Genomic DNA, 20149 nt, shown 5'->3' with positions numbered 1-20149 from the left:
GACGCACGAGGGGGCCCGCGCCGGCGACGGCGCGGGCCCTTCCTCATGGCCTGTGGCCTCGGGCGGGTCGGAACCGGGTCAGAACTGCAGGGCCCAGGAGCTCAGGTGGCCCTGGTCGGCGCCCGCGCCGTCCGTGATCCGCAGCGTCCAGGTGCCGTCGGCGGCGACACCCGAGCCGCTGAAGGTCCAGGTCGAGTCGATGTTGTCGGCGCTGCCGCCGCTGCGGTTGTGCAGGTTGCGCACCGTGCCGTCGGGCTGGATCAGGTCCACCGTCAGGTCGCCGATGTAGGTGTGCACGATGTGCACCTCCGCCTGGAAGGCGCCGGTCAGCGTGCCGACCCCGGTGACGTCGATGGTCGAGGTCGAGGTCGTGAAGTCGGTGATCGGGACCTGGGTGGTGTTGTCGAAGCGCGGGCCCGAGGGCGGCGGGGGCGGGCCGCTGCCCTCGTCGCCGACGTGCAGCAGCGCGTTGACGGTGTTGCCCGGCACGCCGGACAGCCGGTTCCAGATCGCGTTGTTCACCAGGGCGGAGGAGACCTCGGCCGGGGTCGCGTCGGGGTTGTCCGCGAGGTAGAGCGCGGCGGCGCCGGCGACGTGCGGGGTCGCCATCGAGGTGCCGGAGATGGTGTTGGTCGCCGTGTCGCTGGTGCTCCAGGCCGAGGCGATGGAGGTGCCGGGGGCGAAGATGTCCACCACGGAGCCGACGTTGGAGAAGTCGGACCGCGCGTCGGTGCTGGTGCTCGAACCGACGGTGATGGCCTCGGAGACGCGGGCCGGCGAGCGGGTGCTGGCGTCGGCGCCGTAGTTGTTGCCGGCGGCGACGGCGTAGGTGACGCCGGCCGCGACGGAGTTGCGGACCGCCTGGTCGAGCACGGTGTCGACGCCGCCGCCCAGGCTCATGTTGGCGACGGAGGGACCTTCCGCGTCGCCGGTGACCCAGTCGATGCCGCCCACGACGCTGGCGGTGGTGCCGCCGCCGGAGTTGTCGAGCACCCGGACCGCCACGATCTCGGCCTGCTTGGCCACGCCGTAGCTGGCGCCGGCGACCGTGCCGGCCACGTGGGTGCCGTGGCCGTGGCCGTCGACCGCGCCGTTGTTCCAGTAGTCGTAGCCGAACCTGGCGCGCCCCTCGAACTCCTGGTGGCTGAGGCGCACCCCGGTGTCGATGATGTACGCGGTCACCCCGGCACCCTCGTTGGGGTAGGTGTAGCCGGCGTCCAGCGGCAGGTCGGCCTGGTCGATCCGGTCCAGGCCCCAGGACGGCGGGTTGGGCTGAGTGTCGGCCAGCTCGTACCGCTGGTTCTGCACGACCTCCTTGACGCCCGGCTCGGCGGCCAGCTCCAGGGCGTCCTCCTCGCTCATCTCGGCGGCGAAGCCGTTGATCGCGTGCCGGTAGACGTCGGTGACCTCGGCATCGTGTCTCTCGGCGAGGTCCTCGGCGTCGTCCGAGGTGGCTTCGATGCCGACGTCCTCGAGGAGGACGACATAGCTGTCCTCGATGGTGTTCTCGGCGCCGAGGTTGCTGATCACGCCCACCGGCTCGTCGGCCTGGGCCGTGGCCGGGATGCTCACGCCGATGCCCAGGGCGAGCAGGGCGGCGGTGGCCACCGTGCCGCCGAGTCGCCGCGAGCGGCGGGGAGTTCGCGTCACTGCTATCAAGGTTCCTCCTGATCAGTGGTGCGCACGCACAGCAGAAACGCCATGCCCATGTCAATCTCTCATGTCGATTGCCACGGACATGACGACCTCTTGAATGGTCCGCCGCGGTAAAGGAATTGACAAGGGCGCCCGGCGATTCGACACAGTCGCGCAACGCGGTGAAGCATTCGCCTCGATGGTGAACCGCGGCGCCCGGCCGGCCGGCTGGCCGGGCGCCGGCGGGTCAGGCCTTGGCCGGCCGCTCGTAGGAGGGCGGCCTGGCGAGGCCGAGCAGCCAGCCCCAGTGGGAGCCGAGGCGCTGCTCGGCGAACCGGACCGCCCCGTAGTAGGCGGTGCCGGCGGCGGCGGTCAGCGCCGAGGTCACGGTCGCGTTGTCCAACTCGACGCCGACGCGCGCCGCCTGGACCACGGCCCAGGAGACGGCGTAGGGCACGAAGGTGCGCCAGAGGCTGGCGACCCAGTCGTAGACGGGCATGGGAGCTCCGATCACGGGGGAGGGAAGAAGGGTCGCGGTCGCGACGCGCACGGCCGCTACCAGCCTTTTTCCCGTGCCGGGAGGGCGGTCACCGGTCGGAGTGGGTGACCGCGGCAGGCACGCGCCCCTCGCGCACGCCGGTGGCGCGCTCCGCTGGCGTGGGCTCCCCGCCGCCCCGCGCGATCGCCGTGAAGAGCTCGACGGCGCGCCGGGCGGCCGGGTTGCCGGCGACCGCGCCGCCGATCGCGACGGCCACGTGCCGGACCGGGGTCGGCGCCACCAGCGGCCGGACGACGAGGCCGGCCGGCAGGTCGACGGCGGCGAGGCGCGGGATCGCGGTGACGCCGATGCCGGTCGCCACCAGGGGCAGCGCGGTGCGGTAGTCGGGCGTCCACACCTGGAAGCGGGGCGCGAAGCCCGCCCGCGCGCAGGCGTCGAGCAGCACCCGCCGGCAGGGCCCGTCGCGGTGCTCGTTGTCGACCCACGACCGCTCGGCGAGGTCGGCCAGCGACACCTCGGGGAGCGCGGCCAGCGGGTCGTCGCCGCGCACGACCAGCACATAGGGGTCGGCGGTGAGCCGGCTGACGACGGCGTCCGGGGGCGGCGGCGCGGCCGCGTCCTCGACGAACACGTCGATGTCGTGCCGCGCCTCGGCCAGCTCGGCCATCCGCAGTTCGAGCCGCACGTCGGGGAACTCGGCACGCAGCGCCTCGACGACCGGCGGCAGCCAGGTGGCGCTCACCGAGGCGACATAGCCGATGGACAGGCTGCCCACCCGGCCCGCGCGCAGGTCGTCCACCAGGCATTCGAGGCGGCCCAACTCCTCGAAGAGACGCTCCGACTCGGCGGCCAGGGCCCGCCCGGCCGCCGTCACCTCGATGCCCCGCCCGACCCGCTCCACGAGGCGCAGCCCGGTCCCCCGCTGCAGGGCCGCGAGCTGCTGGCTGACGGCGGACGGCGTGTACCCGAGCGCGGTCGCGGTGGCGCGCACCGAGCCGGTCGCGACGACGGTGCGGAGCAGGCGGAGCCGTGGGAGATCCAGCATGGACGCCATCGTACAGCGCTGCTTAACGGTCACGCCGAATCATTCGCTTGTGCTGTCGTGTTGGCGGCCCGACGATGACGGGGTGACCACAGACCTCACCGCCCCGCCCGCCTCGCCCGCCTCGCCCGCACCTCTCACCGCCGAACCGCCGAAGTCCGCCGCCCGCGCCTTCGACCTGCCGAGCGCGACCGCCGCGCTGGTGACCGTCCTGTTGTGGGCCTCCGCGTTCGTCGTGATCCGCGACGTCGCGGACACCCTCTCCCCCGCCCCGCTCGCGCTGCTCCGCCTCGTGGTCGCCGGCCTCGCCCTGACCGTGGCGGTCGCCGTCCGCGGCCGTCCCGCGCTGCGCGCCCAACGCTGGTCGCGCGGCCCGCTGCTGCTGATAGCCGCCTACGGGGTGCTCTGGCTCGCCGCCTACACCGTCGCGCTCAACACGGCCGAGCGGCACGTGGACGCCGGCACCTCGGCGCTGCTGGTCAACCTGGCCCCGCTGCTGGTCGCCGTCGGCGCGGCCGCGGCGCTGCGCGAACGCCTCTCCCGGCCGCTCCTGCTCGGCGGTCTCGTCTCGCTCTCCGGGGTCGCCATCATCACGGCCGGCAGCGGCGATGGGGAGCGCGACACGGTCGGCGTGCTGCTCTGCCTGCTCGCCGCCGCGCTCTACGCCGCCGGCGTCCTGCTGCAGAAGCCGGCGCTCCGGCACGTCGACCCGCTCACCGCGATCTGGCTCGGCTGCCTCGCCGGCACGGCGGTGCTGCTGCCGTGGGCCCCCCAACTCCTCGACGAGTTGGCGTCCGCCCCGGCGAGCGCGGTCGCCTCCGGCGTCTACCTCGGCCTCTTCCCGACCGCCATCGGCTTCTGGCTCTGGTCGTTCGCGCTGCGCCGCACCGACGCCGGCCGACTCGCCGCCTCCACCTACGCGGTGCCCGCGGTCTCCGTGCTCCTCTCCTGGCTCCTGCTCGGCGAGTCCCCCACCGCCCTGGCCCTCACCGGCGGCACCGTCTGCCTCCTGGGCGTCGCCATCTCCCGCCGCCGCGCGGTGACGGGTCAGCCCTCCGCCCTGACGCTCCACCGGACACCATGCGGCTCCAGGGCCGTCAGGAAGTCGGCGGGCTCGAAGGCCTGGGCGGGCGCCAGCACCCCCGGCGCCGGCTCGCCGGCCACCAGCCGGAGGGCGCCCTCCACGGCGATCACCGCCGTCAGGCCGTAACCGTCGGTCCCGGTCACCGCGCCCCGCGCCCACCGGCCGTCGCCACCGACCGCGTAGACCGCCATCAGCCACCGCGCCGCGGCCCGTGCCGCCGGGTCCGGGCCCTCCGGCAACGCGGCGGCGAACTCCTCGGTCACGCCGCCGAACAGGGGCGCGACCTCCGCCCGCATCACGGTCTCGACCCGCCGCGCCCGCACATGGCGCGGCACGGTGACGACGCCGGGCAGCGCGAACGGCGCCACCTTCAGCTCACCGGTCTCCCCGTCCGCCCCCACCTCGGGCACCGGGACCGTCTCCGCCCGGGCCACGGTGCCCTCGCGCCACGCGCCGTCCGCCCAGTGCAGACCGCCCTGCCCGCCCCACAGGCGGCGGTTGGCCAGCGCCGTGCGCGCCGTGCCACGGGAGACGCCGCCGGGCAGCCGCAGGTCGGCGATGGTCAGCGACGCGGCCTCCTCGCCCAGAGCCTCCGCGGTGAGGTGCGCGATCAGGTCGCCGGGCCCGCCGTCGTCCGCCAGCGCCGGGACGACCGTGACCCCCGCCGCCCGCGCCGACTCGCCGAACCCGTCGAACACCCGCTTGAGATAGGACTGTTCCCCCGTGGTGTCGACATAGTGACAGCCGGCCGCCACGGCCGCCCGCACCACCGACTCGCCGAACGACTCGAACGGCGCGACGCAGTTGACCACCGCCGCGCAGCCGTCGAACGCCGCCGCCAGCGCCGCCCGGTCCTCGACCCCGGCCACCCGGACCTCGGCGCCGCTCCCCTCCGCCGCCGCCCGCCGAAGACGTGCCTCGTCCCGGCCGACCAGCACCACCGACACGCCCCGGCGCGCCAACTCGGCGACCACAAGTCGCCCCGTGAACCCGCTTGCCCCGTACACCGCGATCTTCCTCATGGACGCCACGCTAGGTGCCCGATCCGGGACGCTGAATGCTCGACCATCCCCGGATCCTGTCCGAACGTCCTCCAGCACGCACCCCCTGAGGACGGCACCTCGGGCTACGCTGCCCACATGGACGTGCTCAGCGACGCCGTGGCCGCCATGCGCAACGGACGGCCGCACTCGTCACGGACCCGCTTCACCGCCCCCTGGGGGGTGCGGTTCGCGCCGTTCGCCGGCGCCGGCTTCCACGTCGTCCTCCAGGGCGCCTGCTGGGTGCTGCCGACGTGTGGCGAACCCGTCCGACTGGGCGTCGGGGACCTCGTCCTGCTCCCGCACGGCCGCGCCCACGGCCTCGCCGACGCCCCGACGACCCCGCTGCGCGACGCCGGGGACCCCGGCTCGCTGCCTCCCGCGCCGCCGCCGGACGGCGACCCCGCCGCCACGGTCCTGCTCTGCGGCGCCTACCTCCTGGACCGGGCCCGCCCCCACCCGCTGCTGACCGAGCTGCCCGAGGTGGTGCACCTCTCCTCCCGGGTTGGAGCCCACCCCGAACTGCGCACCGTCCTCGACCTCCTCGGCGCCGAGCTCGACCACCCCCGGGAGGGCAGCACGGGCATCGTCCCCGCCCTCCTGGACACCCTGCTGCTGTACGCGCTGCGCGCCTGGCACGAGGAACAGGCGCGGCACAGGACCGCGACCGGCTGGGCGCGGTCGCGGGCCTCTCCCGCTCCCCCTTCGCCCGCCGCTTCACCGCGCTCGTCGGCCGGCCGCCACTGGCCTACCTCACCTGGTGGCGGATGACGCTCGCCGCCCAACTGCTGCGCGCGGACGACCGGCCCGTGGCGCGGGTCGCCGAACAGGTCGGCTACACCTCCGAGTACGCCTTCTCCAAGGCGTTCCGGCGCGCCTACGACACCTCGCCAGGACGCTACCGGCGCGCGCCGTCCTGAGGCGCGAGCCAGCCGTCGAGCCAGGCGAACGCCTCGTCCTGCATCTCGGCGGTGAACTCGTGCCCGCGCTCGGGCCACACCCTGGTGACCAGCCGGTCGCCGGCGTCCTGCGACTCCCAGACCTCGCGCATCCTGGCGAAGGCGCCCGCCACCCCCTCGGGCGGGAACAGGCCGTCCCTGGCACCCGCGTGGAACAGCATGGGGCGCGGGGCGGCGATGGACGCGACGTCCGGGATGTCCAGGTGACGGTAGAGGCCGGGGTGCAGCATGTGGTAAGCGGACTGGCCGCGCAGGGTGTTGTTGCCGGGGGCCATCATCTCCTTCAGCGTGGTCATCCAGCAGACGGCGACCGCGGCGCGGACGTCCCGCGACAGCGCGGCGAGCTGCCACGCCCGGTAGGCGCCCATCGAGAAGCCGAGCGCGGCCACCCGGTCGCCGTCGACCTCCGGCAGGGAGGCGAGGAACGCGGCGGCGCGGACGTCCTCGTGGGCGGTGAGGCCGGCGAGCGAGGAGCCGAGGTTATAGAAGTTGGCGGCCAGGGCCTGCTGGTCCTCGTAGGTGAGCGGCCCCCGGTCGGACCAGCCGAGCGCGTCCACGGCGAGCACGGCGTAGCCCCTGGCCACCAGTTCGTCGCCGACGAAACGCCCACTGAAGTACCGCGCCGCCCAGGACTCCGCCGAGGCGAGGCGGGCGTCGTCGCCCCACGGGCGGATCATCTTCTCCTTGCCGATGTCGAACCTGGAGCCGTGGTCGTGCAGCAACAGAACCGCCGGGAAAGGACCCGCGCCGCTCGGCACGAGCAGCAGCCCCCGGGCGCGCCCGTAGCGGCTGAGCGCGAACTCCACCGTCCTGCGCACATGGCCCTCCCCCTCCCGCTCGTCGATGGTCTCCGGCCGGAACGGCACCCCCTCCCGGCCACGCGGCTGCAACAACGCCGCCTCGACCTGCGCCCGGGCCGCCTCCCGCCAGGCCCGGAAGTCCCGGATCCGCGCATTACCCCAGGCGAGCGGGAAGTCGAGCTCCTCCTTCATCCGCTCGTAGAACGCGGGCAGGACCCGCTCAGTCAGCCCCAACCCCCCACCGCCACCGCCACCGCTCCCGGCGACCGAACCGGACCCGGCCTGCGCCAGCGCCTGGGCCCCAGGCAGCAGAAACGGGGAGAGCTGAGCGAGCGATACGAACGTGCGTCGCTTCATGGTGACCGGTCCTTCCGGGGCCGACGTGCGATGGGGGCCACCGTAAGCGCTTCCATGCCCACGTCAAGATCCCCGGCAGAACCGTCGCGTCGCACGGATCGTGGAGATCCCCGTTCCCGCCCCCGCGGCCGCGTCGGCCGCCGAGGTGATCACCGCGTGCCGCAGACGCAACACGTCCCGGCGCGCGAGCGCGTCGGTGAGGGTGCCACCTCCGTCGATCACCGTCATGGCGTTGGTCCTGTTGATCCGCCGGATCAGGGTCTCCAGCCCGTCCAGGGTCTCTCCGGCCTCGGTCAGCAGGCTCGCCGCGCCCCTCGGCGGGCACCTCGCCGTCCTGGCGTACCGCCTCCGCACGCAGGGCCAGCGCCTCGGCAAGCTTCATGGCTCCCCACCTCCCTCCGTCCGACTGGAGTGGGTCGCCCAACGGTCTCTCGCGCACGGGGTTTTCCAGTGTCGCTACGCCCACCGATACGGTGCCCCTGGACAGGACGGCGGAGTCGCGTGGAGGCGGGATGACGTTCCAGGGCCGGGTCGGCGCGGTGAACGGACTCACGGCACGGTGGGCTGCGACGACCGAGGGCGGCACGGTCTGCTCGGCGGTCGGGGTCTGGCCGCTCCTGGCCTACCTGGCCGACGGGGCGGCGGGCGCGGCCCGGACCGAGTTGGCCGAGGCGCTGGGGGTGGCGGCGGATCAGGCGGCCACCGCCGCGAGTGAGTTGCTGGGCGCGCTGGACGCCGTACCCGGCCTGGACTCGGCGCTCGGCCTGTGGACCCATGACACGATGCGGCTGCGGGAGGACTGGCGGGCCAAGCTGCCGGCCGGCACGCACGGAACGTTCGGGGACAACCTCGACGCCGCGCAGGAGACGCTCGACGCCTGGGCGGCGGAGCGGACCGGCGGCCTCGTGGAGCGGCTGCCGGTGAAGCTGACGCGGGGCGCACGCATGGTGCTGGCCAGCGCCCTCGCCCTGCGCACGGACTGGCAACAGCCCTTCACGGAAACCCTGGTGCGCCCGGAGACCGGGCCCTGGCGGAAACGCGACCTGCTCGGACTGTGCCGCAGGAGCGCACGGCCGGAAGACGTCGAGGTGGCGGAGACGCCGGACGGCCTTGTCACCGGTCTTGGCGTGCACGGCGACAACGGCATCGACGTACACCTGGTGCTCGGCGAGGAGCGCATGACGCCCGGCCAGGTACTCACGGCCGGTATCGGGATGGTGACGGGCACCCGCACGACCACCGACGGCGGCCGGCTCCCGGTCGGTCACACCGGTCCCGGGCTGCGCGTCGAGCGGGAACCCGCCGGCACACCGGAGCCGAGAACGCTGGACGTGCGCACGGTGGCCTACGAGGTGCGAGCCGACCACGATCTGCTCAAGCGGCATGCCCTCTTCGGCCTCACCACGGCCCGGGGCGGCCGCCGGGGCCACTTCCCAGGGGTCAGCGAGTCTCCGCTCGCCATCGGGGCGGCCCGACAGTCGGCCCTCGCCCGGTTCGGCGCGCGCGGTTTCCACGCGGCCGCGGTGACCGCGATCATGGCGATGCCGGGCAGCGCGCCCCGCCACCACCACGAGACGACGGTCGTCCGCGTCTCCCTCGACCGCCCCTTCGGCTTCCTCGCGGTCCACCGCGAATCCCGGCTGATCCTGGTGGCAGGCTGGGTGACGGACCCGGCACCCTACCGCCCGCCCTCAGGCCCCCTGTGACCTGCCGAACTCCGCGTCATCCCGGCCGCTCACAGCGGCCAGGCGGCCAGTAGATCGCCGGGGCCGTAGACGGCATCAAGCCCCGGACAGTCGACTCCGCTGCGCGAGACGGCCACGACTGGAGCAGGTTCGTCGGTGAGGGCGGCCCGGTGTCGGTGAAGGGCTGCCAGGTCATGCCGGTCGAAGGGGGACTGCTCCAGCCACTTGATCGAACCGACGAACAGCAGCTCCTTGGCGATCGGGGCCCGGTCAGCCCCGACGATGTCGATCTCGATGTCGTTGGTACGAGTCCAGTAGCCGCCCACCGCGGGGGCCGCGGGCAGCTGGTCGTCGGGCAGTGTCCGGGCGAGTGCCTCGCGAATGAGCGGCTCGACGGCCCGACCCCGCCAGCTGGTCCAGCTCTCCCGGACCCGCGCCAGGGTCAGATCGCCCCGTCCGCGCTCGATCTCCTCCATGGCGGGGCCGAGCAGGTGCAGCCAGAACCGCAGGTACGGATCCGTCACCCGGTAGCGGCGATCCTTCGAAGGACGCAGTGACACGGGCAGCTCCGCGGCCACGATCCGCTTGTCCGCGAGCAGCTCCAGCGCTCGCTGCAGCGGCGTGGCCCCGATCCCGCCGGCCGCGCGGGCGATGTTGGTGAAGGTGCGCTCGCCGCTTCCAATCGCCGCGAGTACCGCACGCGCCTGAGCTTGCGGCGGGAACTCCGCGGCAAGCGAGCGCTCGGCCGACACCAGCAGGGCCGAGACCGGATCACTCAGCGCGTCGCCGAGGAAGTCCCACAGCCCCGCCCCACGGGGCCACTCCGCACAGATCAGCGGCAGCCCTCCCGTGACCAGCGCGGCGTCGAAGGCGTCCGCCGGCTCCAGCCCCAGCATCCGCCCCACCTCGGCGGGGTTCAACGGGCCGAGCACCATCTCCCGACCGCGCTGGTGGAAAGGTCGTCCATAGCTGTTCAGCGCTTCCATCATCGACAGATCCGAGCCGATGAGGACCAGCAGCACGGGCTTGGACTCCAACACCCGGTCCCAGGCCCGCTGCAGCATCCCCTCGAAGGCTCCGTCGGCGTCCATCAGATACGGCACCTCGTCGATGACCAGCACGCTCGCCTGGTCGACGGGGAGCGCCGCAGCCAGCACATCGAACGCGGCGTCCCAGTTCTCCGGTCGCGCGGCGGCCACCAGCCCCGCCAACGGCAGCGTCGACGCCTGGGCGTCCCGGGCCAGGCGTGCCAGATCATCCCCGGGAGACGCGCCGGTCGCCGCGTAGAACAAGAACGGGGCACCGGAACGCTCAGCGAACCGCTCGACCAGTCGCGACTTACCCACCCGGCGCCGACCACGCAACATCACACACCGCCCGGGTCGCTCTCCGTCGCCCCCGGCCGCCACCTTCTGCAGCTCTCGCTCCAACACCGCCAGCTCCTGCCGACGACCTACAAAGTCCGCCACGTCCACCAACCTCCACGCATGAGACTAACATCGATGTTAGTAACATAGACGTTAGTCGATGCCCTCGCCGATTGCCGTTCACGATCACGGTTCATGGACCTGCGTTCCGAGGCCCATGCGCCACAAGGCCGGGCAAGGCGCGGGCAAGGCCGGCACCCCAGAGGAACCGACGCCGCCGAACGCCACGCTGGCATTGAAGACAGAATGCACACTTCTGCTATCCAGATGGATGCGCCAAGGAGGTTGTCGGCGCCCCCCGGATCGTGACTCCAGCAGCCGCTCGATCAAGTGCTGAAACAGCCCGCCCTCGCCAGCCAGCCGGAGGCCGTCGACCCATACACAGCCAACCAACTCGTTCATCAGTCGACCGTCCACCGCCTTCGCCACTGCGGCGCGGTCGACAATGCCGCGCTCTCTGCCATTCTCAAGCACTTTGTCCAGATCGCGGTCGACTCCGGCCACGGCAAGGAACGGACGGAGAACAACGGAGAACAGAAGAGGCAACGGGCAACCCCGTCGAACCTCGATTCCCGAGGGACGCTTCATGCCAAACTCACTCTCAGACATGAAGCGAATCGACTCTGTCACGATAAGTGTTCGCCGTGGTCCCCGTGTCTACCAGCGAACATCGAACGAAAGTTCTCCGTGAGAGCACAAGGCCCTCACGATCACTGTGCAAGGGGAGGTTAGCGATGAGTACAACTTTACTTTTCGGCCCGGAACTTCGCCGTTTGCGACAGGAGGCGGGGCTTACTCTGACCGAGTTCTCCGTGGCGCTCAACTACGACAAAGGGCACCTCAGCAAGGTCGAGCGCGGGGAGCGTTCTGCGTCCCCCGAACTGGCCCGGCGGTGCGACGCCTTCCTCGGCGCGAACGGTGCGCTGCAGCGTCTGGTGGTCCGCCCCGAGACCGCCTCGGACACCACCGAACCCCCCGCCACCCGGAGCCCCTGGCTCGTCGGCCGTCGATCGGTCCTCACGGCGGGTACGGGGTCGCTGATCGACCTCGGCCTGAAACTCGGCGGTCGAGTGCCCCCTGTCGCCGATCCTCTCCTTTCCTCCTTCCGCACGCAGTTCGACCAGCTACGACAGCTCGGCCAGTCCACCGCGCCGAACGTCCTGCTTCCCCTGCTGGAGACGCAAACGCGCACGATCGCCGGGCTGGCCGCCGACACCTCGTCGACCACTCGGGCATCCGTGCTCCTGCTCGCCTCGCGGTTCGCGGAGTTCACCGGCTGGATGGCCCAGGAGGCCGGAGACAGCCGCGCGGCGCTCAGTTGGACCGGTGAGGCCGCCGAACTGGCTCGCGCCGGGGGTGATCCGTACCTCGGTTCCTACGCGCTCGTGCGTCGTGCTCTGGTCACGTTCTACGGCGGGGACGCCGCAGGCACTGTCGCCCTGGCCCGCCGGGCCCAGAGCGACGAACTCCCGCCGCGCATCCGAGGACTCGCTGCCCAGCGGGAGGCACAGGGACACGCACTCGTCGGCGACGAACGTGACTGCCTCCGCAGTCTCGACAGGGCGCGGGAGTTGCTCGACAGCGACGACGCCCGTAGCGGCTCCGAGCCTGTAATCGGCACCACCCACGTGAGCGATCCAGCGGCGATGACAACCGGCTGGTGCCTGCACGACCTCGGTCGCCCCAGGGCCGCCGCCGAGGTCCTCGACCAGGAGTACCGCCGACTCCCGCCGCACGCGCTGCGCACCCGCGCCCGGTACGGCTTCCGCAGGTCCTTGGCACACGCCGCCTCCGGAGAGGTTGAGCACGCGTGCACGATCGCTGCAGAGCTCCTTGCGGTGATGCCGGCCGTGCCCTCGGCGACGGTGAACAGCGATGTCCGGCGTCTTGCCCGGGAACTCTCCCGGTTTCGAAACAGCCGAGCCGTACGCGATCTGCAGCCCGCGCTGGCAGGGGTACTCGCCCCCGGGCACGGCTGACACCGGCTCCCGACCAGCACCCGCTCAAGCCGCCCGGCTTGCCGGACGACCCGGTCCCTCCAGCCCTCCGAATCCTACGTTCCCCAGCGGAACCTCTCATTCCTGATCCGATGCGTCGTACCGCGCCTGCTGCTTCGGGCTGCGAGCAACCAGTGGCGCGTGGGGCGGCGCACCTCCATCCGTACGCACTCCGTGGGCGCGCCATGCCGTCACACGGTCGGGAGCTCATGGCACGGGCGGCCAGGGCCTCGGAGCCCAGGTGCCCCCACTCATACCCAGTCCCCCGTCCTCCGTCTTCCTCTCACGAAGGGAATCTCCATGCCCGACGTCTTCGTCAACTACCGCACGGGCGACGAGGAATCCACCGCGACCATGATCGCTCGGGAGCTCGCCCAGCGGTTCGGCGCCGAGCGGATCTTCTTCGCCAGCAACTCGATCGAGCCCGGACACCGCTTCCCGGTGGAACTGGTCAGGGCAGTGGAGGAGTGCGAGGCGCTCCTCGCCGTGATCGGCCCGCGCTGGGCGGAGGTGCGGGGAACCGACGGCCGCCCCGCCCTCGAAGCCGAACAGGACTGGACCCGACGTGAGATCCAGACCGCGCTCGACCGCGGGATCCTGGTGATCCCTGTGCTCGTCGGAAAGGCCACGCGGATCGACCGCGCCGTCCTCCCGGACGACCTACGGGAGCTGGCGGACTGCCAGTACAGGCGGTTCGACCACCGCAACTCCGAGTCGGACCTGACGGCGCTCGGCGACGCCCTCGCCCGGTTGCTGCCCGAGTTGGGCGCGGTGGACCACGACGCCCGTGCCGCGCGGGAGCGGGCGGAGGCGAAGGCCCGCAAGAAGCCGGCGCATGATGCCGCGCACACCAGGATGCGGACGCGCGACGTCGAGCAGCGCGTGCGCGGCGGCATCGGCAACCTCAACGGAGACCTGAACGGCACCTTCGTCAACGAGCCGCAGGGGCCGGTGAACACAGGTCGGGGCCACCAGTACAACGCCCCCCACTTCGAGGGTGACAACACCGGGGTCCAGTTCACCGCGGGGGACAACAGCGGCACGGTCCACCAGCGCTTCGAGCGCGAGTGTCGGCGCTCGGACGACGAACGATGACCGAGCAGGAGCACGTCACCGTCAACGATCCGCGCGGCCCGGTGAACAACGGCGCGGGGCACCAGTACGTCTTCTACTCCGCCGGCACGGACTGGATGATTCGCAAAGGAGTCGAGTCCCTCCGGATCGTCCGCGAGGACCGGATGCGCCTGGCCGACCGGTTCGTTCCGCCGGTGGGCTACCGCGTCGCCGCCGACCGCCTGGAGAAGCCCGGCTCTGTGGTGCTCTTGGCTGCTCCGCCCGGCACCGGGCGCCGTGCCGCCGCGATCATGCTCCTGCACGACCTCGAAGGGGACGGGGGTGCCGACGGGGAAGGGGTCCGGTTCGAGGAGCTTCCCGTCACGGACAGGGACGATGTCCCTCTCGCCCCTGAGGAGGAGGACCGCTTCCTCCTCGACCTCTCCGGGATCGCCGACGAGGAAGCGTACGTCAAGGCCCAGCGCCGCCTGGCCGTACACCGGTCACAGGTCCAGGAGGCGGGGGCCCACATGGTCGTCGTCCTGCCGTCGGGCATGGAGCACGCTCACTCGCCGGACTTCGAACCGCACACGGTGACGCTGGGGCGCCCCCGGGGCCTCGCCGTCATCACCCGGCACCTCCGTATGGACCGCATCGCCTTCCGCTCCACAGAGCTGGGGAGCGCCGGCCTCCAGCGCCTGTGTGACCACTCCCCCATGCGCGAACTGGCACGTCTCGCGGGGCTGGTGAAGACCGCCCGCGACAGCGGCCGGTTCGGCACCGACTTCGCGGGATGGCTCGACCAGGCGATGCGCGCGGTGACCGACCGGGCCGATGAGGTGGGACGACAGATGTCCGCCGTCCGCGCCGCGCCCGAACGGGCCCTGCTGCTCGCGGCGGCGGTGTTCGAGGAGGTCCACGCCGACACCGTCTACGAGGCGTGGCACGGTCTGATGAGGACGGTGAGGCACGAGGAAGAGGCGACGACCGAGCTTGCGCGCACGGATCTCAGGGAGCGGTTGGCGGCCCTCGACATCGAGCGGAACCCGGACGGACGGCTCCGCTTCGGACGGCTGGCCTACGCCGACGCGGTACGCACCTACTTCTGGGAGCACTTCCCCGGGGTGCGCGACGACCTCAGGGACTGGATCGGCAGTGCCACCGGACTGCATGGCCTGACCGCGGACGACCGGGTGAACGTCGTCATCCGCTTCGGCGAGCGATCCCTGGCCGTCGGGCGACCCGACCATCTCTTCGACCTCGTGGTCCGCTGGGCGAACGGCGCGACCGGGGCGTCCTGCGAGCCGCGAGCCGTGGCAGCCCTCGAACTCGGCCTCACGCACGAGAGGTTCGGGGGGTGGTTCCGCAGGCGAGTGTACGAGTGCGTTCGGTCAGGCCCTCTGTCGGACGGGCTCATCCGCGTCCTGACCGTCGCGTGTCGACGGAACCTTGGCGCGACGCACCCGAACCAGGCGCTGGTGCGGCTCCACCACCTCGCCGTACGGAAAGGGCAGGCGGCGTGCGAAGCCCGGGATGCCCTTCTCGACCTCGGCGGTCGCGACCGTCGGCTCTACCGGCTGCTGATCGACCGGGTGCGCGCCCGGACGTATCGGGAGCCGCGCGAAGCGGAGCCCCATCTCCGGTTGCTCATGGAGCTGTTGAGGAGCGATCGGGCACCGGACCCACCGCCGTGGCCGGACCTGTTCCTAGGCTGGGAGACGGTTTTCTCCCAGCCGCCGACGGATCTCTGGAAGCCACTGGTGAGTAGTTGGCTGACCGCCATGGCGGGCGACAGCACGCGGGAGACGGCACTGGGCGTGATGGTCGGTGCCACGCGCGGCCGCGCCGCCGCTCTCCACCGCCTCTACACCATCACCTGCGACTGGGCGGGGGCCGCCCGCCGCTCCCCCCGGGCGGCGGCCGTCGCCGCCACCTTCTGGCAGCACATCGACCACGCGCAGTACGCCCGCACGGAGAGTACGGAGCGGGCGGACGTCGGACCACGAACCACGGAAGAGGCACGATGAGACACCGCGTTCGCAGCCTGCTGTTCGTCGCCCTCTGCGGTCTCGCACCGGCTGTGCTCGGAATCCCTCAGCACTGGCCGGCGTCGCTGTGGGGCTTCATGTCCATGGTCACGATCTCGGGCTCCCTGCTGTTCGTGATGACGGTCCTCAGCGGCGGCGCGTCGACCGGCGCATACGAGCCGCCGAACGACGAACCACCCGTCGCGCCGACGGAGCCGCCGTACCAGGAGACCCGGGTGATCGACGCGTCGCTGCCGAGCGCCGTGGACGGCTACGATTTCCTCTTCTCCGCCACCGTCTGGTGGAGGCCGGTCCCCGACCACCCCGACCGTTCCGACGGCGCCTCTCCAGCCCTGGCCGTGTCCTCGATCGTCAGCCGGGCCCTGCAGGTCGTCCACCGCGAGGAACCCGGCCGGGCGAGCTTCGCGCGGTACGTCCTGGAGGGGGAGCTGGCCGTCCCGCTCCCGGACCCGAGCGGACGGGTGAAGGCCCTCGCGGCCGATGTGACGCTGACCCTCGCCCCCGCCGACCACGAGCGCCTGCGGAAGTTGAACGACCTTCGCAAGGATGAGGAGATCTGGGAGTACGAGCGTCAGCACGAGCGCAACAAACGACGCTACCTCGGTGACGACGTGCTCAAGAGCACGGGCAGTGCGGTGGTGTGGTGGCTGGCCCGCCACGAGGACGAGATCGAGAAGGCGGTCCGCATGATCGGCCCGCTCGCCCAGATCACCGCGGCCGCCAACGACGAGGAGGTGCCGGAACTCTTCCGCCACCTGCTCGTGCCGCCCGTGGGCGCGAGGAGCGAGGCGACCGTCGGAGGCCCGCTGTGGGACGGTCACGGCCCGACAGGAGGGACGTTGGACCGCGAGGATGAAGTAGGGGTTTCGGATCGGCTGCGCCTGCTGCTCGCGGCGGTGGGTCTGAAGCCGGACACGGACGAGTACACGGTGTTCGTGCACCGTGTGGCGCGGAGCCTGGAAGCGGCAGAGCTGTACGAGGCCGCCGAGGAGATCAGAAGAACGCTCCTCCCGGCGCCCGAGGAGCGCGGGGACGAGGGACCTGAGGGTGGTCGCGGGGGAGATGCGACGTGGCCCTGGTCAGCGGGCTTCCAAGCCCCCGAGGGCTCGCCGTTCGGCGACGCGGCCGCGGAACCGGCTACCGACCCGGACGCGGGCACGTTCAGGCCGGGAGCCTCGGAGACCGGACCGGGCGAGCAAGACCAAGGCTGGCGGAAGACAGGCCAGGATGACATGGCGTCTCCGGGCCCCTGGGACTCCTCGCAGGGCCCGCACCAGCCCGCCGCGCCTCACACGAGGGACGAGGACGACGAGGACGGGAGCTGATCCGTAAACCAGTCGGCCCCGGGGCTCCCCTCACCACACACCGCGGCCAGGGGAGCCCCTGCCGGGCGAAGGGACGGTGCTTCCTCAGGTGACATCCCCGGGTAGGAACCAGCGGCCTCTCCCGAAGAGTCGGCCTCCTTGTGACCTGAGTATGCGCCAGGCCCGCAACGCGGTGGTACCCACCGTCACACGTTGAAGCGGAACTCCACCACGTCGCCGTCGCGCATCACGTAGTCCTTGCCCTCCATGCGCGCCTTGCCGCGGGCGCGGGCCTCGGTGACGGAGCCGGCTTCCAGGAGGTCGTCGTAGGAGATGACCTCGGCCTTGATGAAGCCCTTCTGGAAGTCGGTGTGGATGACGCCGGCCGCCTCGGGGGCCGTGGCCCCCTTGGGGATGGTCCAGGCGCGGGCCTCCTTGGGGCCCGCGGTCAGGTAGGTCTGGAGGCCGAGGGTGTCGAAGCCGACGCGGGCCAGGGTGGCGAGGCCGGGCTCCTGCTGGCCGACGGTCTCCAGCAGTTCGAGGGCCTCGTCCTCGTCGAGCTCGGCGAGGTCCGCCTCCAGCTTGGCGTTGAGGAAGATCGCCTCGGCCGGCGCCACGAGGGCGCGCTGTTCGGCCTTGAACGCCTCGTCGGTCAGCTCGTCCTCGTCCACGTTGAAGACGTAGAGGAAGGGCTTGATCGTCAGCAGGTGCAGCTCCCGCAGCGGCTCGGCCTGCTCGGAGCCCTGGGCGATGCCGGCGGAGAAGAGGGTGCGGCCGTCCTCGAGGATGGCCTTGGCCGCCTCGACGGCGGCGACGACCGGCTGCCGGTCCTTCTTGATCCTGGCTTCCTTCTGGAGCCTGGGCAGCACCTTCTCGACGGTCCCCAGGTCGGCCAGGATCAGCTCGGTGTCGATGGTCTCGATGTCGCTCTTGGGCGACACCTTGCCGTCGACGTGGACCACGTTCTCGTCCTTGAAGGCCCGGATGACCTGGCAGATCGCGTCGGCCTCGCGGATGTGGTGGAGGAACTTGTTGCCCAGGCCCTCGCCCTCGCTCGCGCCCCGCACGATGCCCGCGATGTCGACGAAGTCGACGGTGGCCGGCAGGATCCGCTGCGAGCCGAAGAGCTCGCCGAGCCGCGCCAGGCGCGGGTCGGGCACGCCGACGACGCCGATGTTGGGCTCGATGGTGGCGAAGGGGTAGTTGGCCGCCAGGACGTCGTTCTTGGTCAGGGCGTTGAACAGGGTCGACTTGCCGACGTTCGGCAGGCCGACGATTCCGATCGTGAGCGACACGTGAGACTTCCCGGGCGAGAATGCGTGGACGGTGGCCGACGGACCGTGGGCCGATGAACCAGTCTACGGGCGCGCCCGGGACCGGCTACCCCCGACGGGGGAGCCCTCGACCGACTGTCATATGGGCCGCAAGCGTGTCCATCGCCCTTTTCCCCACCTTCGCCGCATTACCTTGGTGACGTGGAACACACAACGCACACAACCCGTCACCCAGAGCACTATGCGACGGCCCCGGTGCGGACGACGGTGCCCCGGCCCGCCGGGCGGGTGCCGGCGGCCGGACGCCAGCCCCGACCGGCCCGGCGACTCCCCAGGGCGCGCCTCACCGGGCTCGGCTGCGGGGTGCTCGCGGTGGCGTCGATGGTCGCGGCGGCCTGGCTCTGCAAGCTGATCGGCGGGGCCGACGGGGCGCCGACCTACTACGGGGCGCTGTTCATCGCCACCTCGGCGGCGGTCTCGCTCTGGGTGCGGCCGGCCGACCTGGTCTGCGCCCCGGTCGCCGCCCCCATCGCGTTCGCCGTCGGCCTGCTCAGCACCAACGGACTGCTGGAGACGGTGACGACCCTGGCGCTCAGCGCGCCCTGGGTCTTCGCCGGCACCATGACGGCCTGCGCGATCACGCTCTCCCGCTCCTGCCACCGGTTGCTGCGCGGGCGCGCCGAGCGGCGGGCCGCGGCGCGCGGTCGCTAGGACCTGTCTGACAATCCCCGGCGGGCTCGCGACGCCTGGCATCCCGCCTGGCTGCGTTGCCGAATCGCGCGAGTACGGCCAAGTACGAGCTGCGATCCGGCGCCTTGCCAGCCGGGCGCCATCCGCCGCTCGCTGATCCACCGGGAATCGTCAGACAGGCCCTAGACCCCGGCCTCGACGCGGCGCGCGGCGGCCTCGGCCCGCAGGTCGCGGCGCAGCTCCTTGGGCAGCGAGAACTGGATGTGCTCCCGCATCGGCTGCACGACCTCGACCTGGCCGAAGCCGCGCTCGGCCAGCCACTCGATCACGCCGTCCACCAGCACCTCGGGGACGGAGGCGCCCGAGGAGAGCCCGACCGTGGTCACGTCGGCCAGCCACGCCTCGTCGATCTCGTCGGCGTTGTCCACCAGGTAGGCGGCCTTGGCGCCGGCGCCGAGCGCCACCTCGACCATGCGGGCCGAGTTGGACGAGTTGCGCGAGCCGACCACGAGCACAAGATCCGCCTCGGCGGCGACCTGCTTGATCGCGGTCTGCCGGTTCTGCGTGGCATAGCAGATGTCGTCGCTCGGCGGGTCGTTCAGCAGGGGGAAGCGGCGCTTGAGGGCGCCGACCGTCTCCATGGTCTCGTCGACCGAAAGCGTCGTCTGGGAGAGCCAGACCACCCGGGAGGGGTCCTTGACCTCGACCCGCTCGGCCGCCTCCGGGCCGTCGACCAGGGTGATGTGGTCGGGCGCCTCGCCGCTGGTGCCGACGACCTCCTCGTGGCCCTCGTGGCCGATGAGCAGGATCTCGTAGTCGTCCTTGGCGAAGCGGACGGCCTCCTTGTGGACCTTGGTGACCAGCGGGCAGGTGGCGTCCACCGTGGCCAGGCCGCCGCGCTCGGCCTCGCGGTGCACCTCGGGGGCGACGCCGTGGGCCGAGAAGATCACGATCTCGCCGCGCGGGACCTCGGACGTCTCGTCGACGAAGACGGCGCCCTTCTGTTCCAGCATCTGCACCACGTACTTGTTGTGCACGATCTCGTGGCGCACGTAGATGGGTGCGCCGTACTGTTCGAGGGCGCGCTCCACGGCGATCACGGCCCGGTCCACGCCCGCGCAGTATCCACGGGGGGCGGCGAGAAGTACGCGGCGGTTGGTGTCAGACGGGTCGACCATGCGCCTATCGTACGGGGGCGCTCCGACAGCCCCGACGGCTCGGTCGGTCCGTTGTCGGTCCCCGGCGATAGCGTGGG

General features: G+C 72.1%; 15 protein-coding genes and 3 pseudogenes. 8 read left to right on the top strand and 10 right to left on the bottom strand.

The genetic code is table 11. From position 1 onward, the window contains the following. Positions 1-78: 78 nt before the first annotated feature. The 3 genes from RNC47_RS22040 to RNC47_RS22030 all read right to left on the bottom strand — a co-directional run bounded on the left by RNC47_RS22040 (position 79) and on the right by RNC47_RS22030 (position 3179). Positions 79-1656: a S8 family peptidase gene (locus RNC47_RS22040; RefSeq protein ID WP_394814843.1), complete on the bottom strand. Its 1578-nt coding sequence runs from the start codon at positions 1654-1656 to the stop codon at positions 79-81. Positions 1657-1882: 226 nt separating this feature from the next. After that, positions 1883-2134, bottom strand: coding sequence for a hypothetical protein (locus tag RNC47_RS22035; RefSeq protein ID WP_311601205.1), 252 nt, complete (start codon positions 2132-2134; stop codon positions 1883-1885). A gap of 88 nt (positions 2135-2222) precedes the next feature. Continuing rightward, positions 2223-3179, bottom strand: coding sequence for a LysR family transcriptional regulator (locus tag RNC47_RS22030; RefSeq protein WP_311601204.1), 957 nt, complete (start codon positions 3177-3179; stop codon positions 2223-2225). Positions 3180-3261: 82 nt separating this feature from the next. Here RNC47_RS22030 and RNC47_RS22025 point away from each other — a divergent pair, with 82 nt between their 5' ends. Next, the gene (locus RNC47_RS22025; protein WP_311601203.1) at positions 3262-4386 is read left to right on the top strand and encodes a DMT family transporter; all 1125 of its coding nucleotides are present in this window, start codon (positions 3262-3264) and stop codon (positions 4384-4386) included. A gap of 533 nt (positions 4387-4919) precedes the next feature. Here the strand turns inward: RNC47_RS22025 and RNC47_RS22020 are convergent. Then, positions 4920-5282 (bottom strand): annotated as a pseudogene (locus tag RNC47_RS22020) (saccharopine dehydrogenase NADP-binding domain-containing protein); the annotation flags it as partial. Positions 5283-5399: 117 nt separating this feature from the next. Between RNC47_RS22020 and RNC47_RS22015 the strand changes: the two are divergent. Further along, positions 5400-6220, top strand: a pseudogene (locus RNC47_RS22015) (AraC family transcriptional regulator). Here RNC47_RS22015 and RNC47_RS22005 read toward each other — a convergent pair. Together RNC47_RS22005 and RNC47_RS22000 are read right to left on the bottom strand one after the other, a co-directional pair. Beyond that, a complete protein-coding gene (locus tag RNC47_RS22005; protein WP_394814842.1) occupies positions 6199-7416 on the bottom strand; it encodes a dienelactone hydrolase family protein in 1218 nt (405 codons plus the stop codon). The pseudogene RNC47_RS22015 and the gene RNC47_RS22005 sit on opposite strands and share 22 nt — an antisense overlap. 114 nt (positions 7417-7530) lie before the next feature. Beyond that, positions 7531-7798 (bottom strand): annotated as a pseudogene (locus RNC47_RS22000) (DIP1984 family protein); the annotation flags it as partial. Between the two features lie 130 nt (positions 7799-7928). On the opposite strand from RNC47_RS22000, the gene RNC47_RS21995 reads away from it, so the two are divergent. Next, positions 7929-9122 (top strand): serpin family protein, encoded by a 1194-nt coding sequence (locus tag RNC47_RS21995; protein ID WP_311601199.1) that lies wholly within the window; start codon positions 7929-7931, stop codon positions 9120-9122. A gap of 29 nt (positions 9123-9151) precedes the next feature. Here RNC47_RS21995 and RNC47_RS21990 read toward each other — a convergent pair whose 3' ends face one another. Then, entirely contained in the window at positions 9152-10570 is a 1419-nt protein-coding gene (locus RNC47_RS21990; RefSeq protein WP_311601221.1) for an ATP-binding protein, read from the bottom strand. 84 nt (positions 10571-10654) lie between these two features. Then, a complete protein-coding gene (locus RNC47_RS21985) occupies positions 10655-11137 on the bottom strand; it encodes a hypothetical protein (RefSeq protein ID WP_311601198.1) in 483 nt (160 codons plus the stop codon). Positions 11138-11262: 125 nt separating this feature from the next. On the opposite strand from RNC47_RS21985, the gene RNC47_RS21980 reads away from it, so the two are divergent. The 4 genes from RNC47_RS21980 to RNC47_RS21965 all read left to right on the top strand — a co-directional run bounded on the left by RNC47_RS21980 (position 11263) and on the right by RNC47_RS21965 (position 16951). Next, a complete protein-coding gene (locus RNC47_RS21980; RefSeq protein WP_311601197.1) occupies positions 11263-12507 on the top strand; it encodes a helix-turn-helix domain-containing protein in 1245 nt (414 codons plus the stop codon). 318 nt (positions 12508-12825) lie between these two features. Then, on the top strand, positions 12826-13620 hold the full coding sequence (locus RNC47_RS21975; protein WP_311601196.1) for a toll/interleukin-1 receptor domain-containing protein: 795 nt from the start codon (positions 12826-12828) through the stop codon (positions 13618-13620). Further along, on the top strand, positions 13617-15605 hold the full coding sequence (locus RNC47_RS21970; RefSeq protein WP_311601195.1) for a hypothetical protein: 1989 nt from the start codon (positions 13617-13619) through the stop codon (positions 15603-15605). The genes RNC47_RS21975 and RNC47_RS21970 overlap by 4 nt, the downstream gene beginning before the upstream one ends. Further along, positions 15602-16951, top strand: a complete 1350-nt coding sequence (locus RNC47_RS21965) for a hypothetical protein (protein ID WP_311601194.1) — start codon at positions 15602-15604, stop codon at positions 16949-16951. The genes RNC47_RS21970 and RNC47_RS21965 overlap by 4 nt, the downstream gene beginning before the upstream one ends. A 185-nt stretch (positions 16952-17136) precedes the next feature. Here the strand turns inward: RNC47_RS21965 and ychF are convergent, their stop codons facing one another. Continuing rightward, entirely contained in the window at positions 17137-18225 is a 1089-nt protein-coding gene (gene ychF / locus RNC47_RS21960; protein ID WP_311601193.1) for a redox-regulated ATPase YchF, read from the bottom strand. Positions 18226-18459: 234 nt separating this feature from the next. Between ychF and RNC47_RS21955 the strand changes: the two genes are divergently transcribed. Beyond that, on the top strand, positions 18460-18915 hold the full coding sequence (locus RNC47_RS21955; RefSeq protein ID WP_311601191.1) for a DUF6542 domain-containing protein: 456 nt from the start codon (positions 18460-18462) through the stop codon (positions 18913-18915). Between the two features lie 161 nt (positions 18916-19076). Here the strand turns inward: RNC47_RS21955 and RNC47_RS21950 are convergent, their stop codons facing one another. After that, on the bottom strand, positions 19077-20072 hold the full coding sequence (locus RNC47_RS21950) for a 4-hydroxy-3-methylbut-2-enyl diphosphate reductase (RefSeq protein WP_311601190.1): 996 nt from the start codon (positions 20070-20072) through the stop codon (positions 19077-19079). Positions 20073-20149: the final 77 nt, after the last annotated feature.

This window comes from Streptomyces millisiae, from assembly GCF_031845425.1.
Classification (GTDB): domain Bacteria; phylum Actinomycetota; class Actinomycetes; order Streptomycetales; family Streptomycetaceae; genus Streptomyces; species Streptomyces millisiae.
This window is presented reverse-complemented; position numbering and strand designations above follow the sequence as displayed.

Coding starts and splice junctions, on each gene's coding strand:
- RNC47_RS22035 (WP_311601205.1), bottom strand. CDS start 2,134: ATGCCCGTCTACGACTGGGTCGCCAGCCTCTGGCGCACCTTCGTGCCC.
- RNC47_RS22030 (WP_311601204.1), bottom strand. CDS start 3,179: ATGCTGGATCTCCCACGGCTCCGCCTGCTCCGCACCGTCGTCGCGACC.
- RNC47_RS22005 (WP_394814842.1), bottom strand. CDS start 7,416: ATGAAGCGACGCACGTTCGTATCGCTCGCTCAGCTCTCCCCGTTTCTG.
- RNC47_RS21995 (WP_311601199.1), top strand. CDS start 7,929: ATGACGTTCCAGGGCCGGGTCGGCGCGGTGAACGGACTCACGGCACGG.
- RNC47_RS21985 (WP_311601198.1), bottom strand. CDS start 11,137: ATGTCTGAGAGTGAGTTTGGCATGAAGCGTCCCTCGGGAATCGAGGTT.
- RNC47_RS21980 (WP_311601197.1), top strand. CDS start 11,263: ATGAGTACAACTTTACTTTTCGGCCCGGAACTTCGCCGTTTGCGACAG.
- RNC47_RS21975 (WP_311601196.1), top strand. CDS start 12,826: ATGCCCGACGTCTTCGTCAACTACCGCACGGGCGACGAGGAATCCACC.
- RNC47_RS21970 (WP_311601195.1), top strand. CDS start 13,617: ATGACCGAGCAGGAGCACGTCACCGTCAACGATCCGCGCGGCCCGGTG.
- RNC47_RS21965 (WP_311601194.1), top strand. CDS start 15,602: ATGAGACACCGCGTTCGCAGCCTGCTGTTCGTCGCCCTCTGCGGTCTC.
- RNC47_RS21950 (WP_311601190.1), bottom strand. CDS start 20,072: ATGGTCGACCCGTCTGACACCAACCGCCGCGTACTTCTCGCCGCCCCC.